Raw genomic sequence first — 14,940 nt, 5'->3', positions numbered from 1 at the left:
CAGACAAAACGCCAGGTTTTTTCAATCACCTTCGTAGCAAACTGGAAAACCTGGCGTCGTCATCTATTCTTAAAGGGCAAGGCGATTTAGCCTGCATTAATGCCAACTTTTAGCGCACGGCTCTCTCCCAAGAGCCATTTCCCTGGACCGAATACAGGAATCGTATTCGGTCTCTTTTTATTTTGATTATAAATAAGCTACTTACAATTAACGATCCGAAATTTTCCGAATTTCGGTATTCCGGTCTTTTTGGTTATATCACAATCAAATTAAATTTAACATTTATTTCACAACAAAAATTAGAGTATTAGAGCATCATATAAGCTTTATCATCACGCTCATCGAGATAGAGTTTCGTGGTGTTCGCTGATGTGTGGCCCAGGAGTTTTTGGGCGAACACCTCGCCGTGCTCGTTTTTGTACAGCCGCCCGGCCAGACTTCGGATCTCGTGAAATGTCGGTGGATTATTGCTGAAGTTAACGCCGGAGGCTTTTCTTGCTTTTACAAATGTCTTTGTCAATCCATCCGGATGAATATTCCCGGTCGGGCTATTTTTCCTGATTCCTGCACTGATCATGAAATCAGTTCTGCTTACCAGCCGGCAGCGATCGATAACCGTTCCCGGACGTAACCCTGGCGCCTCAAGGGTCAGGGATAGGGGGAATGCTATCTTCATTCCTGTCTTTATCTGGGTTACGTGTAGGCGACCATCAACGATATCACTAAACTTAATGTTAACTATATCCTCACGGCGTTGGCCAGTAACCAGCGCGAGATCCATCGCAAGAGGAAACCACACAGGCAGATATTCTGCCGCCGTCCGCGTGGCGTTATATGTTTCCAGTTGCAGGCGTTCCCTGGCAACCTTAATTTCAGGTGCTCGGGTTGGCTCAACCGGATTCGTTGTTATTCTTCCTTCCACAATTGCCTCACGAAACATGTCAGATAGTACAGACCTCATCGCCCCCGCCATCGTGTTTTTACCTTCCGCGATCCATGACTCCAGAAACTCAGCAATATGCCGCGTGGTCACCTCTGCCAGTATCATTTCCCCCATTTTTTCGCGTACGGTCGCTAATTGATTACTGCGAATCTTGTAGGTATTAACCGACAGACTCCGGCGCTGTAATAAAACCTCATAGCGATCAATCCATGCGGACACAGTGAATGAGTCCGTTCCTTTTAGTTTTTCAATAAGCGCCATTGGCGTGTGGTTTTGCGCTATGAAGTTGTACCTGATCCACCGTCCGTTGTAATTTCCTGCCCTGTATCGCCAGCCGTTTCCTGCTGGTTGCTCTCTTTCGGCGTTTCTCCATCTCTTTCTGTTCTGGCTTCCGTTTTTTCGGTCTGGTTTGAGGGGGGCGGGAATAGCGCTGATACATCGAAAGTCCCGTCCGCGTTTCTGGTGACAGCCTCCGGCTCTGCTGCTGGTTGTTTTTCCTCCGGCACCACTTCTTCTTTTTCACCCTGATTTGAGGCGCTGTAATTGTTATGAACCCACTTCGGATCGTTCGGGTCGCTGATGTCTTCGACATAGTCACCGCGCGCGGCTGCCAGTTGTTTACCAACATCAACCGGGTTTTTGGGTGGAATGTTTTTACGTGCTTCGTGCAGTTCTGCCCGTATTTTCTGGTAGCCTGCTTCTGTCTGGCTTACAGGTGGTTCATTCTCCAGCGGCTGTGGGTCCGGATGATGTTCAGTTGTGTCCTGTTCCACTGCTTCAGGCGTTGCTGGTTCATCTGCCAGTTCGCCTGTCGGTTGCTTTTTTTTCTTCATCACACTGAAATCTCCCTGCCTCAATATCCCGCAGACATTTGCCCGCCTGACTAAGCCTTGCTGCATTTTCTTCATGGGTTGTTGGGGTGTTATCAGGCACATATTCGTACCAGTCCGGATCGCGAATGCCATGAACGGCAAGAAAGCTTTCGCACCACGTTCGGCGAAGATCAGGATTACCGGGCTGGAGAATTACACCAGATGTGGCGTTGCACTGAAACTGGATCTAGTGGCGAATCCAGGACAGCTTGAGCTAGAACGTCATGCCGCCCGATCCGCAGCGTGGCTTTTTGTGACTAAAGGGTGTCTGAAATATTCCGGCGACCTGGTACGAGTTACGCAGATCATCAACGGAGGGTAGAACGGCATCGGTGATCGGCGGGAGCGCTTTGAGAAAGCAAAATCGGTGCTGGTATGAATCTGTTATCTGCTCTTCTGAAAAGATACTGGTTGCAGCTGGTGTTTATTTTGCTGATGGCTGGTGCGTTTATCGCCGGTAATGTCTGGAGTGACAGGGGCTGGCAAAAAAAATGGGCAGATCGCGACAGCGCTGAATCCTCTCAGGAAGTCAACGCCCAGACCGCCGCCCGTATTATTGAACAGGTCCGCGTTATTGCCCGTGATGAGGCTGTGAAAGATGCACAAGCGCAAGCCGCTAAATCTGCTGCCACTGCTGCTGGCCTGTCTGCCACTGTTAGCCAGCTGCGTACCGAAGCAAAAAAACTTGCCACCCGCCTGGACGCCGCAAAGCACACCGCAAATCTTGCCGCTGCAGTCAGAAGCAAAACAACCAACGCCGACGCCAGAATGCTTGCCAACATGCTCGGAGATATTGCAGAAGAAGCTAAACATTATGCTGGAATTGCTGACGAGCGCTACCGGGCAGGAATGACGTGTGAACGAGTATATGATTCGGTGAGAGAGTCAAATAATTACAGGAGGCATTGAAACTCCCCCTGTAATATTGCTGTAAAAAAGTGACTACATATCATCAGATGGAACCAGATGAATAAGAACAGGTTTTTCACCAGATGAAACTGATAAGTACTCACTCAGTTTTGATATAGCTGAAATCTGTCTGAATAACCTGTCGGGGTGCTGGAATAACAACTTTCCGGAAATTCTTCTGCAATGGATTTTACTTTTAGTGACCATTCGCCTCCTTATCTGTAGAGGTGGGTAACGAATTTAAAAAGCATTCTGCTTACTTAGGGGGAACATCCTGATGACTGCCTGCAATATTGCAAATTCCATTTTCATTGTATGAACCACCTGAATCAAGGCACTCATCTTCCATCAGGAATTTCTGCGACCACATACCTGCATAAAAAACGATAATAATGGCTACGATAATAGTGATGATGTTTTTCATTTATGTTCTCTGTGTGTTGTTATTGAAAATGATAATCAATATCGCAAAATGAAATAAATAATCATTAAGTGGTAGTTGTTGATAATTGTTCGTATTTTAAAAAGGTACTCCCGGCGGGGCGGTCTGCCACGGGGCGGCAGCGGCGCGGGATTTGGCGCATTTTTGATTTTTCATGCATCATCATCATCATGTTGTAACTCTCTGTTTTAATGTCATTTATTTTTAAAAGATGATGGTTTGTATGTTTTTTGTTCATTATATTTTGTTTTTCCGGGGGAGGGCGCGCTAAGAAACAGCCCCAGAGGTAAAAATGGACGGCGAACTGAAGAACCTCAAATGCAATATCTGTCAGCTTACCGCTATTACAGGGTTACATCGACAGACGGTTGTCAGTCGCCTCTCGGGCGTTCCCCTGGCACCGGGAAGCAATGAAAAAAACAAGCTGTATCTCCTGACGGATGTGATCCGCGTACTTATGGAAACGCCCGTTTCCCAGGCTGCTGAACATCAGGACCCGAATAAAATGACTCCAAAAGAGCGTAAGAACTGGTTTGACTCCGAAAAGGGGCGTTAATACCACGGGCAATCATACTAACCAGTTCGGCGGTTATATCAACTCATACTGGGGAGATTCCAATCACACTTCATTTCAGCTAGGAGGTGGTGCGTGGACACAGGCCGCTGGCGACCATGCGCATACAGTTTATATCGGAGGACACGAGCACACCATGTATATCGGTCCACACGGACACGTCGTTATTGTGGACGCAGACGGTAATGCGGAAACCTTTGGTCTTATGGACGGCGGTGTGGATGCTGCTATTACGGCATATTTCGGGTCGCAATTACAGGAACGGGTACAGCAAAATATCATCCGTGAATACCTGGGGGAACAGCCCGTCGGCACCGCCTTTGTTATTGAAACGGGTAACAGTAAACATCCGTGGCTGGTTCACGCCCCGACGATGCGCGTTCCGCTGATTATTGACGGCACCGACGCGGTTTATAATGCAACACGGGCTGCGTTACTGGCAATTTTTCAGCACAATAAAAGCGCCGGAGAAGACCGGAAAATTACATCTGTTGCATTACCTGCAATGGGGGCCGGATGTGGTCAGGTCCCCCCGGACAGCGTCGCCCGGCAAATTGTACTGATATAGCCCCTCCTGATATTCCCTCCAGTCATATTGCTGTTTTTGACGCTGAAACCCAAACGTGGAGTCTGCAGGAGGATCACCGCGGCGAGACGGTTTACGACACAACAGCCGGCAATCAGGTTTATATCTCCGATCTTGGTCCGCTACCTGAAAACGTCACATCAGTTTCACCAGGTGGTGGATACAAAAAATGGGATAGTAAGGCTCAGGTCTGGATGAATGATGAAGCTGCGGAGGCCGCAGCCAGACTTCGTGAAGCTGAAGGAACGAAAAACAGACTCCTGCAAATAGCGTCTGAAAAAATCGCGCCGTTACAGGATGCAGTGGATCTGGACGAAGCAACCAATAAAGAAAAAGCTTCTCTTCTGGCATGGAGAAAGTACCGGGTACAGGTAAACCGTGTTGATACTTTAAAGCCTGTCTGGCCGGAGAAACCAGCCAGTAGTTTATAATTTGTCAGGAAAGCTCAGGCCTTATTTATAGCAAATATGAAGAAGGCCTGTCTGTCATAACTGATATGGTTACTGGCTAGTATATTAAATTTATACTCAATAACCTCTACACATTTTAAACCAATCTTCAGGGAAGGGTATGTCAGCAGGCCAAAGATTACACCACTTTTTAGGCATTGGCTTAATTGTTTCTTCTTTTTTATGATCTTGAGAGTCTGCCGCTATTGTAAGAGCAGGATATAGTGAAGATGGTAATATTAAAACCATTGCTAAAAATACGCTCTTAACGTGTTTCATAATATGTTACCTGTTAAATTGTGGCACACTATCCTTACGGTTACAGCATCCTTTACTATAGATATTAAACGTTATTCATTACCATCAGGTGAGTAAATAAAAACCATTTATAAAATATTTAACTTAAATAAAAATGATAAGCACTATTATATTTTATTTTCAATGTAAATTAATTCATGTGAAAGTGATTTCATGTGCTTTTCAAATCATGGCTGGCTCGCCCCCCCGGAGGAACAGGCCAGTTAACATTATCAGGAGTGTTTGTTATATCAATCAACTTCACTTCATTCTTGTAAGCCAGCCACACTAACAGTTTTGATCCTGTCCGCGTATTGTGGACACAGCCTTAAGCGAGGTTCTGGTTTTCAAATTGTTCCGGATTGAGATCGCCGCAGACCCTGACGGCGCAGGCTGGACGCTATCGTTTTACATTGTACCTCAGGCCCCAGGTTCACTTCCTCAGCAAGCCGGGGCGCACCGTAGCGCTGTTTTGCCTGGCTGAAGGCCTCTCTTACGACATTGTCGCAGTCCTGCCGGAACTGCTGGTGGGTATTAACGACTGTGCGCCTTGTTTGCCAATGCTGATTCCGAACTCATTCTGACGCCGATCATCATTGCCGTGTTGCTCGCGCCTGGTTTCAGCAAAAGCATCACGCTGGCTATACTGCATTTCTTTTTCCGCAGGGAGAAGTGAGTAAATGAGTATGGAAATGGAGCTTTCCCTATAATGGCGGCTGAAGCTAATCATGTGTCATGTATTGCAAATGTCAAAGTGATAAATAAAGTTTCAACAGTCTGTGTTTTTTGTGAAAACGACTCGCTATGGTGCTAACCCTATATGAGGGACTGATTGAACATCAGATATATCCCGGCTTATTTAATACTGCTTACTATGAGGGTAATAATATGTTTTCTCTTATTAAATCACGTAAAGTTTTATTCATAACAACTCTTCTGCTGTTGTCGTCTGCTGCCCAGCCAGCGTTCGCCCTGGGGTGCATAGGGGACGGTGGTAGCACTGCAGACTGTGCAAAGGTTTGTTCCCTGGCGGCAGGTTTAGGCCCCCTTGGTTTTCTCATTTGCTTTTAATGTCTGAGAAGTGGTTATCCTGAGCCTTTCCTGTTTATGTAGTGAAGGCCCATTCAGAACATCATATTTAAACTATCGTAATGGAACAAAGAGTTACTTTAAAGAGCTCTTTGTTCCTTTAACCTTGATGAAGATGGTCAACGTCTGGTTTTACAATTCCGATACAGACAGGATAGCTGCTATGTTTGTTATCCATCTGGAAGGTTATCTGGCTGATAGCATCAAGCGCCAGTTGTGGCCATTGCTTCAGTACCCAGTGTGCCACTACAGTGCCACTACATTGGTGGCCGTAGGCCAAAACTGACGCCGGAGCAATGGGCGCAGGCAGGGTGCCTTATTAGGGCAGGAGTACCGCGACAGCAGGTAGCGATTATTTATGATGCGGGGCTGTCGACGCTGTACAGAAAATTCCCTGTGTTAGGGTAATGCAGTATTTCCACGGTGCGTGCCACCCAAATATGTGCTGTGGATGCTTTATAGGGTGTGCCATTTTTGTGTCAAACATGGTGAAGCATCATTCTATTTCTAACATCATGTGCCATTGAGTTGAGCAATGTGAATGCGGAAATGTGTATTTGAAACAGTTAGTTAAATGTGATTCTACTAATTCGTAATGCGAAGGTTGTAAGTTTGATTCCTGTTATTGCACCATTTCAATGTTACTGTAACTTCCGTGTTAGCCCATAACCATTCCAATTTCTACAAGACAGGTGCTTGCTATATATTTACCAATCAGTCATTTTAAAAGTGCGTCATAACCGGAGAACTGTCCTCGTCAGGAGGCCTGTTTTCAGAAAGGCAATATCCTGTTTCGACAGTAGCTTATATGTGACCGGGTTAGCAGCACATTCCCCTCCGCCACATTCCAGTACAGTTGAAATAAGGTTGGCAGTAATCAGTAACAGAAATACCCAACCGACAATACTGAACAGGTCCGGATTAATATTCAATGAACGAAATGCAACATTCATGCTACTGATTGCCAGAATTACCGCAACAGCAATAATAATCAGAATTGACGTAATCAGAGTCCAGGTATAAAAGTGTAATCCAAAAAATGCAGAACCATATCCTGTGTCACCGGGCATGATATGCAAACATATTTGCCGGGATGCCATAACTCCGGTCAGGATACTGCCAATAATTACCATCCCGTAATGTATACCTCGTAGACCAAAGCAGAGGTTAAATAAAAAGCCAAAACCGGCGATGATGAGGCCAGCCCGCTGTAATAAGCAAATTGGACAAGGCAGCTCATGCCTGACGAGTTGATAATAAAAGGCTACAACCAGAGCAACGCATATCCCAAGGAGTCCCACCTGATTAATCAGATGAACAAATGTTGTTGGATGATGATGCGTTTTCATACACACTCCTTAAAATGACAAAGTCAGCGAATTGGTCATATGATGAATGAATGATAAAATAGTGACGATGAGTAAAACGGCCCACAGAATGTAGCTGACTTTATCCTTTCTGTTTATGGCCCCCATTGCCACGCTCAGTGCAAGCAAGAATGGCAGAAACATGAACATAAAAAACTCCTTTATTACATTGCTTGTTAATATAATCGCTGTGTATTACCGGGTCTGTATTCCAGCTTATCCACCCCGCATTAGCCGGAGCTCAGTAAGGCATCAGGAATTATTTGCGTTATTATAAATCGATTATTTCTGTGATGAGTTATCCCGGCATCTGCTGGTTACAGGGATATTTCTGGCGACAAGAGTAAGAAATATCCCGATAACTAATGGTATAATAAGCAGCATTGAGTGTGTTGAAATAGCATATCCATAAATATAGTCTTCCAGACTTACCGCAATCAGCGGAAAGATAAGAAATACAAGCGAAGCCTGGAAGGCATTAGCCTTTTGCTGAAGCGCAAAGTAGCACAGGATACCAAAAACTCCGGCAAAAGCCCCGAGATACAGGGTAGCTAATATTGAGTGTACTGAGAAGGTTGATACTTGTGGTCTTTCAAAAAACCATCCTGTCGCAGAAAGTATCAACCCAGCTAAAAGGCACGGGAGCGCATTAAATGTGATAACAGAGACAGTACAACTTCTTTTCTTACATTGTGTATATATTATGGCATGGATTAACACAGCAGAAATAAGCGCAGTGATACCCTGCCAGTGACTCTCTGTACTTGTATTCGTTTCTTCAAGAAGTATCCCCGTCAATGCAGTGATTGCGATAGTTAAGCCCGCGATCTGCATTAGTTTCGCTTTTTCATTTAGAAACAAAACCGATGCTATCAAAACGGCCACAGGCATATTCGCAAAGATAATGGCGGCAAGCCCAGAGTTGACATAGGTTTCACCATAAATCATTAGTGAGAAAGGAATGCAAAAATAAAAGATGCATATCACAAACTGGAATAATCGTTGTCCGGGAGGAAACAACAGTGTTTTTTTTCTTAACCATGCAATGATGATTAAAAAAGGTGCTGCAAACATAAACCTCATTCCGGTTGCAAACACTGGAGGGATAGTTTCAACGGCAATTCGCATGGCCAACCATGTAGTCCCCCAAGTCAGTGAAACTAGCATGAATAATATAGATATCGACACCTTGCGCATAAGATCCTCTCCGTAAAAAAATTAATTTAGCTTTTTAGCTAGAAAAAAGTAGCGTTTTCTTCACTGTGTTTTTTATATGTTTAGATAAAAATTTCTCTATCAGAAGACGCAGTTATGCTGAATGAGAAAAATAATAAATGACTCAGGCTGTTACCACACGATTGTCCACTGCGCCTGTAAGACCTGGCAGCAGTTGTCGATTTAATGTCTATTCTTGCTGGAAGGCATAAAACGCCTTGAAGATGAAGAGCTCATCATTAGTCGGGTCCCTTGTTGAGCCAGGACAAGTTTAACTTATCGCTTTCAACCCTTACGATGATAAATGATCTTATCCACCCATAATGGACATACGGCTAAATGAGTAAATTCTCAAGTAAGAGGCAGGATCTGTATCAACCAGTAAGAAGCCCCAGAAACAGCACCGGCTGAATTCCGTCAGGAAGCTCTGAAACTCGCTGAATGTACGTTGCCCGCGAACGATTGTTAATCAGCGCCATAGCAAGAATAATTGTTTGTTTCACAAGGAGATAGAAAAAACTATAGCTTTGCGCCGGGGCGGAGGCAGGAGGAGATAACTCGTTGTAATAGAATGTTTTTATATGGCGACCTTAATACTGGCGCCATTTGGGATAAAATATAATCAATTAACAAAATTGTGATCCGCTTCTAAATTACTTCTCCTGGCCGTACAGCTACCTGGAAGAATTTGTTCTGAGTCAGATTCATCACCAGAGCTTGTAAAACCCATTACGTAGCCGCAGAACATAATGGGTTACCAGAGCAAAACAGTTTATAACGTAATATAGATGCCAGACACACTACGACGCGATGCCTGTAATTGCGCATTAACGCTTCCTGCTGTTACTGTTTGTCCGCCGATCGCCTCAAGTGAGGCAGTAAAATCACCGCTGTAGATTTCTACTGAACCGGATGATACCCGTGTGGTTAAATCTTTATAGCCATACCAGCCTCGGGCGTTGCCGATGCCCGTCCTGATACGATCGGGCAACAGATTAATCGGCGTACCGGCATCGTTATAGATGCGAATTCCCACTCCGGAAGCTACGCCGGGGTCGCCATAATGGGCGTCCAGTAGCCACGACAGACCGCCTGCGGATGCGGTTATCCCCAGGCGACGAGCCACCGCCACGGCGGTTGGTTGATTAACGACAAACCCCATTGCGATATTGGCGGCACTAATGGTTGGACGGGGGCTGGATACGGCGCCGGACTCACATTCCAGGCTGACGTGGAAAGGTACCTGGCTACTCCCCCCGGCGGCTAATACGCCGACGGCGACAGGGGGAATTTTCACGATCGCAGGATAATCTGTGATTTTACATAACGCGCTGCGCGCCGGTAGTGCGAAGCTGATGGAAGTACTGGACCATCTTAACGCAAAAGACGGGAAGGGGACGCTGTACTTCGCCGGGTGGGGGATGCCGCAACCGTGGGCTATGAAGCGAGAAATGCTTTCGCCTCGGTATACCACCCGCTATGAAGACCTGCTTCAGGTTAAGTGGCAGGTTTATCCCGATTTTCACATTCCTGATGTAATGGAACCGCAGCCACATCGTATGCAAGAACGGGCTGCGGCAAGCTGGCGATCGTTCGATAGTGCGAGTATTGAATGGTTGCCAGTTGCGGCGGATTTTACTTGTTCAGGATGACTAACCAATGTGTTTAATCTGAAACTAGCCACCTGTTCAACTTTTCGCGATCGCTTTTGTTGGCATCACTATTAAGCCTTCGTCTACATGGGTATTTGGCATCGAGAGTCCCCCAATGGAAGAGGGGAGAGATGTATTGGGCAGTGAATTTGTTTGGTCGGGGGATTTATACGCAAAATGGCCCGAAATACGTCCGAATTTCTGTATTCGGTCTTTTTTCTTTATACCACGATAAAACCTGATTTAACATTTTTAAAACAGAAAATCAGAGCATCATGTATGCCTTTTCGTCACGTCCATCAAGGTATATTTTTGTTGTGTTCTCTGAAGTATGTCCCAGGAGTTTCTGAGCAAACCCTTCGCCGTAAGCGTCTTTATACAGTCGTCCGGATAAGCTGCGGATCTCGTGAAACGGCGGTGGGTTTTCACTGAAATTTATTCCGGTCAATTTTCGTGCCGCAACAAATTTTTTAGTCAGGCTATCAGGATGAATACTCCCGTTCGGGCTGTTTTTGCGTATGCCAGCGCTGATAAGGTATTCGCTACGGCTTACCAGGCGGCAACGCTCAATCACCGTACTGAGGCGTAAACCCATGGAAGGAAGGTTGAGCGAAAGTGGCAGAGCGATTTTCATCCCGGTCTTGATTTGCTTAACGTACAGTCACTCATCAATAATGTGACTGAACTGAGACTGTAAGTAAAATTGTGTAATTGCCTGTTTTTGATATGTTCACTCCAGTAACGGAGACAGGCAATTATGGACGAAAAGAAACTCAAAGCCCTTGTGGTTGAACTGGCTAAAGGCCTTAAAACCGAAGCCGACCTCAATTCGTTTTCCCGTATGCTGGCGAAATTAACCGTCGAAACGGTGCTCAATGCGGAGCTGGCTGACCACCCCGGCTATGAGAAAAATGCGCCCAAAACAGGCTCAAACACCCGTAATGGCTACTCGTCCAAAACGGTGTTGTGCGATGACGGCGAGATAGAACTCAACACACCGCGTGAGCGTGAAAACACCTTCGAACCACAGCTGCTTAAGAAGCACCAGACGCGCATTACGCAGATGGACAGCCAAATTTTATCCCTCTACGCCAAAGGCATGACTACCCGCGAAATCGTCGCCACCTGCAAAGAGATGTACGACGCCAATGTGTCACCCTCGCTGATATCTAAACTCAGTACGAAAAGTTATTTATCTGGCAATCAAGGATGCGTCAAAAAAATGGAGTATGCCGATCCAGAACTGGCGGCTGGCGATGAGCCGTTTTATTATCGAGTTCGGTGACCGCCTGAGCGATCACCTTTAATAACTGGGCAGTTACACAGAATTACTGACAGGCTCATTCTTTTGTGTTGCGCATCTCTGTTTCTATTGTTTTAGATAGCCATGAGAGCTCTGTTGCTGAGAGTTTTAGTCGTGGGGTTCTTTCTTCTGTACCGGGTGGTCGCATTTCAAAACTGCAGGAACATCTGCTGAATACTGTATACTCCTGTATTTTGCATGTTGTTGAGATCAGTGTGCAATTCCTCGGTACTGGCTTGTTCTGTATAGGTCTGGAGATTTCTGGGTAGTGTCCTTGTGGACCTGAACATATGTTTTTGATTGAAAATGGCATCGTGTTTTATCCTTTACGCTGTGAAATGTTGTTTTGTGCTCTTCTGTTGTGATTGGTGATGTGACGGGATCGTCCATGCACCCTTCCTTTTATTGACGGCGTATCAGTCCATTGATGCCATGCTCGCTTAATTTGTCCAGCATCAGCAAGCCGTCGTTTTCTTTCTGCTGCAATTCAAGCAACTTAAACCGTATTTCGTTAAGTAAAGGTTTAATAACTCCGCGCTTGCGAACCACCTTTCTGATAACGTCTTTTTCGAAGTATAAACGGCAGAAGTGATTTTCATAATTCGCCTACACTCTTCACCCTGCGCTGGCAAATCTTCAACGCTGAAAGGCTGGGGAGAAGGGCGTCCAGTTGCTGAACGGAGAGCGAACCATACGCCCTGATTCCACGTGTTATCAAACTTCATACCGTGGTTATCATCCAGACAAGGCGCTTGAGGTTGCTCATGTCTTTTGGGGAAAGAGGTTCGGTGGTGGGTACTGGATATCCTGGATCGGGAAGTGGGTTCCACTGGTGCCAAATACAGGGGGCTGGTAAACCGGGTGGATACCTCAAATCCTGACAGGCCAGAGCACCAGCCTGATAAAATCGTATTACTGATTTCTAACCAGTGGCACATTAATTGTACCGGCTCAGACTCCAGCTGACAGTCTGCTTTAAGCTGTGAGTAGCGGACGTGGCCTGCCCCCAGGAGTAAAAACAAACTTTCTATTGATACATTTAATTAACTTATTTATAACGTTATATTCCAAATGCAAACTTGTTCAATTGGATATGTATGAACATTCAAATCACACATCAAGTTACTGAATTTGATAAAGAAGAACTATTAGCCGGATTAAGAAGCTACAATGCTCAGTTCGTCGATTTTAGTAAAAATGGGCAGCTTGGGGTCTACTGCAGAAACGAAAGCGGCGAAATGGTAGGCGGATTAATTGCTGACAGAAAAGGTCCGTGGCTCTGCATCGACTATCTTTGGGTAAGTGAATCTGCAAGGAGCAACGGTCTGGGTAGTAAACTTATGGAGATGGCCGAAAAAGAAGGTTTGCGGAAAGGCTGTGTTCATGGACTTGTAGATACCTTTAGCTTCCAGGCTCTCCCTTTTTATGAAAAACAGGGTTATATACTTCAAATGTCGCTACCGGACTTTCCTAAAGTAGGTTCGCAAAGGCATTATTTAATTAAGCCTGGTTTATAGCTTTGCTGCATTTGAATACCTTGGCTTTATGAAAGCTGCAATCAGGTAGCTTTAAAATATATCGTATTGCTGGCCTGTACACACCATGATCAGCGTCCGCTTCTGGCACAGGGCGGACAGTCAGATTAGGTTTGGCGCTGTGCCATAGATATGTCAGCTCACATTTGAGCTAATGCACATTAATTATCTAAACCAGTTATTAACCACTTCCTCAAACCGTTGGGTTACTTTTTCTCACGGGAATTTCTCTTCCACACAACGTTGTCTATGTAAGGCAATATCGTTTAAATCAGGGGATGCCAGCGCTTTATTAATGTCCCTGGCAATGGTCTCCGGGGTCATTGGCTCCTGCAAATGGAAGCCGGTATCCCCCTCTTTTACGAGCTCAGTCATCCCGCCGCGTGTACTGACCAGTACAGGCTTTCCTGCCCCCATTACTTCAATTGCAACCATGCAGAACGGTTCCTGGAATTGAAAGGGAATAACAACCAGAACTGCTAACGAATAGTAGTTGTATATCTCTTCAGGCGTTACACCTCCAACCATATGACAGTGTGGTTTTAGCCGTTCTGCTAATTCCCGCACCTCACGCTGATAGGTTGCTTTTTCACCTTTACTTTTACTCATATAGTTACCAACGACAACTAACTCTATATCGTTGCGTTCCTTGAGGAGTTGTTCGAACGCCTGTAAAAGCAAAGTCACTCCCTTATCCGGTGATATACGGCCTGCAAAGAAAATCGTTTTTTTTCCGGAGTTATTCCCAGGTCAGACTTTTGCAGTGGTACAGCGTTTTTCTGATAGGCCTCCAGGTCAATACCATTAGGGACGATAGCGATATCAGCATCCGGCAGGTACGCCTGATAATGCTTCTTCAAAAACACGCTGGGGACGATCGTTTTAACGTTTTGATCTAACCCATCAGGTTCGAAAGCATTATGCATATGCATAACCATTTTTGCCTTTGGGGCTCTTTTGCGGATCTGGCGGTACAGCTTTATGCTGTTATGAACGATGATTACACTATCATCGGTAACGTTAAAGTCTTTTGCAATATTCAGAATGCGCTGTGAGTAGGGGAGCGGGTCAAGGCGAGTCCACTTCTGAAAGAGGCGCTTATAGAGTCTGCTGAAACCTATGCGATGAACAGAACAATGGTCATTTACCTTTAAAAAATCGCTATAACCTTCATTCTTAATACAAGCGATTCTGTTTGGTAGTTTTTGTTCGCCGTGCAACTTGGTACATCCATATATCTACTGCGGCTGCACCACGCGGTGGTATGGAGAAAATTGGTGTAACCGTAAGCACTAATTTATCGATCATTGTAACTCCGTAAATCTTGTTGAGTTTTTACTCAACGAGGCGACTGCGCCTGACACTTCGCATTAACATTGCAGATAATCCTTATTTCATACGTAACAGATAAAAAACATGAATCAACTCACAACTTCGTTAGCTATTAATATTCTTGCTATGTATTTATTGGGGTATGCGAACCTTTCGACTTTTACACTGATGATGGCCGCAGCGATGTGCTCAATGAACTAGCTGGTTTGCAGTACCTCACTACTTGGCGGTAGGATGACGGTGGTTAGTTCGAAGAAGTTGCGGAAAACTCAATAGAATACAAGCAATAAAGTGGATTCTTGCAGTGTCCCGGTATAATGATAGCTGCCTGAATCATTGGTATATTTAACAGCAGACCCTCGCTTTTTCGCTTAA

Annotated in this window: 12 protein-coding genes and 14 pseudogenes; 11 read left to right on the top strand and 15 right to left on the bottom strand. The window is 45.3% G+C overall.

Annotated features, from left to right (window positions below):
- Positions 1 to 307 precede the first annotated feature (307 nt).
- Together ACLJTG_RS03880 and ACLJTG_RS03875 are read right to left on the bottom strand one after the other, a co-directional pair.
- Positions 308 to 1,231 (bottom strand): annotated as a pseudogene (locus ACLJTG_RS03880) (tyrosine-type recombinase/integrase); the annotation flags it as partial.
- Positions 1,231 to 1,957: pseudogene (locus ACLJTG_RS03875) on the bottom strand (exonuclease VIII); the annotation flags it as partial. The pseudogenes ACLJTG_RS03875 and ACLJTG_RS03880, both read right to left, overlap by 1 nt.
- Here ACLJTG_RS03875 and ACLJTG_RS03870 point away from each other — a divergent pair.
- Positions 1,946 to 2,137, top strand: a pseudogene (locus ACLJTG_RS03870) (glycoside hydrolase family 19 protein); the annotation flags it as partial. The pseudogenes ACLJTG_RS03875 and ACLJTG_RS03870 overlap by 12 nt on opposite strands.
- A 53-nt stretch (positions 2,138 to 2,190) precedes the next feature.
- Entirely contained in the window at positions 2,191 to 2,724 is a 534-nt protein-coding gene (locus ACLJTG_RS03865) for a DUF2514 domain-containing protein (protein WP_410958892.1), read from the top strand.
- Positions 2,725 to 2,980: 256 nt separating this feature from the next.
- On the opposite strand, the gene ACLJTG_RS03860 is transcribed toward ACLJTG_RS03865, so the two are convergent.
- Together ACLJTG_RS03860 and ACLJTG_RS03855 are read right to left on the bottom strand one after the other, a co-directional pair.
- A complete protein-coding gene (locus ACLJTG_RS03860) occupies positions 2,981 to 3,148 on the bottom strand; it encodes a lytic enzyme (protein WP_000789530.1) in 168 nt (55 codons plus the stop codon).
- Between the two features lie 64 nt (positions 3,149 to 3,212).
- The gene (locus tag ACLJTG_RS03855; RefSeq protein WP_001034750.1) at positions 3,213 to 3,404 is read right to left on the bottom strand and encodes a hypothetical protein; all 192 of its coding nucleotides are present in this window, start codon (positions 3,402 to 3,404) and stop codon (positions 3,213 to 3,215) included.
- 54 nt (positions 3,405 to 3,458) lie between these two features.
- On the opposite strand from ACLJTG_RS03855, the pseudogene ACLJTG_RS03850 reads away from it, so the two are divergent.
- The 4 pseudogenes from ACLJTG_RS03850 to ACLJTG_RS03835 form a co-directional block, all read left to right on the top strand.
- Positions 3,459 to 3,719, top strand: a pseudogene (locus ACLJTG_RS03850) (DUF1441 family protein); the annotation flags it as partial.
- A pseudogene (locus tag ACLJTG_RS03845) lies at positions 3,712 to 3,936 on the top strand (tail fiber protein); the annotation flags it as partial. The pseudogenes ACLJTG_RS03850 and ACLJTG_RS03845, both read left to right, overlap by 8 nt.
- Positions 3,928 to 4,302, top strand: a pseudogene (locus ACLJTG_RS03840) (macro domain-containing protein); the annotation flags it as partial. The pseudogenes ACLJTG_RS03845 and ACLJTG_RS03840, both read left to right, overlap by 9 nt.
- Positions 4,269 to 4,757, top strand: a pseudogene (locus ACLJTG_RS03835) (tail fiber assembly protein); the annotation flags it as partial. The pseudogenes ACLJTG_RS03840 and ACLJTG_RS03835, both read left to right, overlap by 34 nt.
- Positions 4,758 to 4,853: 96 nt before the next feature.
- Here the strand turns inward: ACLJTG_RS03835 and pagK are convergent.
- Both pagK and ACLJTG_RS03825 read right to left on the bottom strand, forming a co-directional pair.
- Positions 4,854 to 5,054 carry a vesicle-borne virulence factor PagK gene (pagK, locus tag ACLJTG_RS03830; RefSeq protein WP_001751604.1) on the bottom strand — a complete coding sequence of 67 codons (201 nt, stop codon included), beginning with the start codon at positions 5,052 to 5,054 and terminating at the stop codon, positions 4,854 to 4,856.
- A 377-nt stretch (positions 5,055 to 5,431) separates the two neighbouring features.
- Positions 5,432 to 5,632, bottom strand: a pseudogene (locus tag ACLJTG_RS03825) (IS3 family transposase); the annotation flags it as partial.
- Between ACLJTG_RS03825 and ACLJTG_RS03820 the strand changes: the two are divergent.
- Positions 5,623 to 5,748: a hypothetical protein gene (locus ACLJTG_RS03820; protein ID WP_001574229.1), complete on the top strand. Its 126-nt coding sequence runs from the start codon at positions 5,623 to 5,625 to the stop codon at positions 5,746 to 5,748. The pseudogene ACLJTG_RS03825 and the gene ACLJTG_RS03820 sit on opposite strands and share 10 nt — an antisense overlap.
- Before the next feature lie 513 nt (positions 5,749 to 6,261).
- Here ACLJTG_RS03820 and ACLJTG_RS03815 read toward each other — a convergent pair.
- Entirely contained in the window at positions 6,262 to 6,408 is a 147-nt protein-coding gene (locus ACLJTG_RS03815) for a hypothetical protein (protein ID WP_001520350.1), read from the bottom strand.
- A 14-nt stretch (positions 6,409 to 6,422) separates the two neighbouring features.
- On the opposite strand from ACLJTG_RS03815, the pseudogene ACLJTG_RS03810 reads away from it, so the two are divergent.
- Positions 6,423 to 6,569 (top strand): annotated as a pseudogene (locus ACLJTG_RS03810) (helix-turn-helix domain-containing protein); the annotation flags it as partial.
- A gap of 326 nt (positions 6,570 to 6,895) precedes the next feature.
- On the opposite strand, the gene ACLJTG_RS03805 reads toward ACLJTG_RS03810, so the two are convergent.
- The 4 genes and pseudogenes from ACLJTG_RS03805 to ACLJTG_RS03790 all read right to left on the bottom strand — a co-directional run.
- Positions 6,896 to 7,510, bottom strand: a complete 615-nt coding sequence (locus ACLJTG_RS03805) for a disulfide bond formation protein B (RefSeq protein ID WP_000848069.1) — start codon at positions 7,508 to 7,510, stop codon at positions 6,896 to 6,898.
- A 9-nt stretch (positions 7,511 to 7,519) separates the two neighbouring features.
- The gene (locus ACLJTG_RS03800; RefSeq protein WP_000480735.1) at positions 7,520 to 7,678 is read right to left on the bottom strand and encodes a DUF5993 family protein; all 159 of its coding nucleotides are present in this window, start codon (positions 7,676 to 7,678) and stop codon (positions 7,520 to 7,522) included.
- Positions 7,679 to 7,810: 132 nt separating this feature from the next.
- The gene (locus tag ACLJTG_RS03795) at positions 7,811 to 8,725 is read right to left on the bottom strand and encodes a DMT family transporter (protein ID WP_001233445.1); all 915 of its coding nucleotides are present in this window, start codon (positions 8,723 to 8,725) and stop codon (positions 7,811 to 7,813) included.
- Between the two features lie 790 nt (positions 8,726 to 9,515).
- Positions 9,516 to 10,079, bottom strand: a pseudogene (locus ACLJTG_RS03790) (fimbrial protein); the annotation flags it as partial.
- On the opposite strand from ACLJTG_RS03790, the pseudogene ACLJTG_RS03785 reads away from it, so the two are divergent.
- Positions 10,069 to 10,245, top strand: a pseudogene (locus tag ACLJTG_RS03785) (DUF4113 domain-containing protein); the annotation flags it as partial. The pseudogenes ACLJTG_RS03790 and ACLJTG_RS03785 sit on opposite strands and share 11 nt — an antisense overlap.
- A 415-nt stretch (positions 10,246 to 10,660) precedes the next feature.
- On the opposite strand, the pseudogene ACLJTG_RS03780 reads toward ACLJTG_RS03785, so the two are convergent.
- Positions 10,661 to 11,056: pseudogene (locus tag ACLJTG_RS03780) on the bottom strand (tyrosine-type recombinase/integrase); the annotation flags it as partial.
- Positions 11,057 to 11,152: 96 nt separating this feature from the next.
- On the opposite strand from ACLJTG_RS03780, the pseudogene ACLJTG_RS03775 reads away from it, so the two are divergent.
- Positions 11,153 to 11,575, top strand: a pseudogene (locus ACLJTG_RS03775) (transposase); the annotation flags it as partial.
- A 272-nt stretch (positions 11,576 to 11,847) separates the two neighbouring features.
- On the opposite strand, the gene ACLJTG_RS03770 reads toward ACLJTG_RS03775, so the two are convergent.
- Together ACLJTG_RS03770 and ACLJTG_RS03765 are read right to left on the bottom strand one after the other, a co-directional pair.
- A complete protein-coding gene (locus tag ACLJTG_RS03770; RefSeq protein WP_001576018.1) occupies positions 11,848 to 11,988 on the bottom strand; it encodes a hypothetical protein in 141 nt (46 codons plus the stop codon).
- Positions 11,989 to 12,153: 165 nt separating this feature from the next.
- Positions 12,154 to 12,423 (bottom strand): hypothetical protein, encoded by a 270-nt coding sequence (locus ACLJTG_RS03765; protein WP_001576019.1) that lies wholly within the window; start codon positions 12,421 to 12,423, stop codon positions 12,154 to 12,156.
- A 372-nt stretch (positions 12,424 to 12,795) separates the two neighbouring features.
- Here ACLJTG_RS03765 and ACLJTG_RS03760 point away from each other — a divergent pair, with 372 nt between their 5' ends.
- Positions 12,796 to 13,215 (top strand): GNAT family N-acetyltransferase, encoded by a 420-nt coding sequence (locus tag ACLJTG_RS03760; RefSeq protein ID WP_001025517.1) that lies wholly within the window; start codon positions 12,796 to 12,798, stop codon positions 13,213 to 13,215.
- Between the two features lie 234 nt (positions 13,216 to 13,449).
- Here the strand turns inward: ACLJTG_RS03760 and ACLJTG_RS03755 are convergent.
- Positions 13,450 to 14,541: pseudogene (locus ACLJTG_RS03755) on the bottom strand (lipopolysaccharide N-acetylglucosaminyltransferase).
- Between the last annotated feature and the right edge of the window lie 399 nt (positions 14,542 to 14,940).

Origin of the sequence: Salmonella sp. SAL00672, assembly GCF_046552175.1 — a bacterium.
Taxonomy (GTDB): Bacteria; Pseudomonadota; Gammaproteobacteria; order Enterobacterales; family Enterobacteriaceae; genus Salmonella; species Salmonella enterica.
This window is presented reverse-complemented; position numbering and strand designations above follow the sequence as displayed.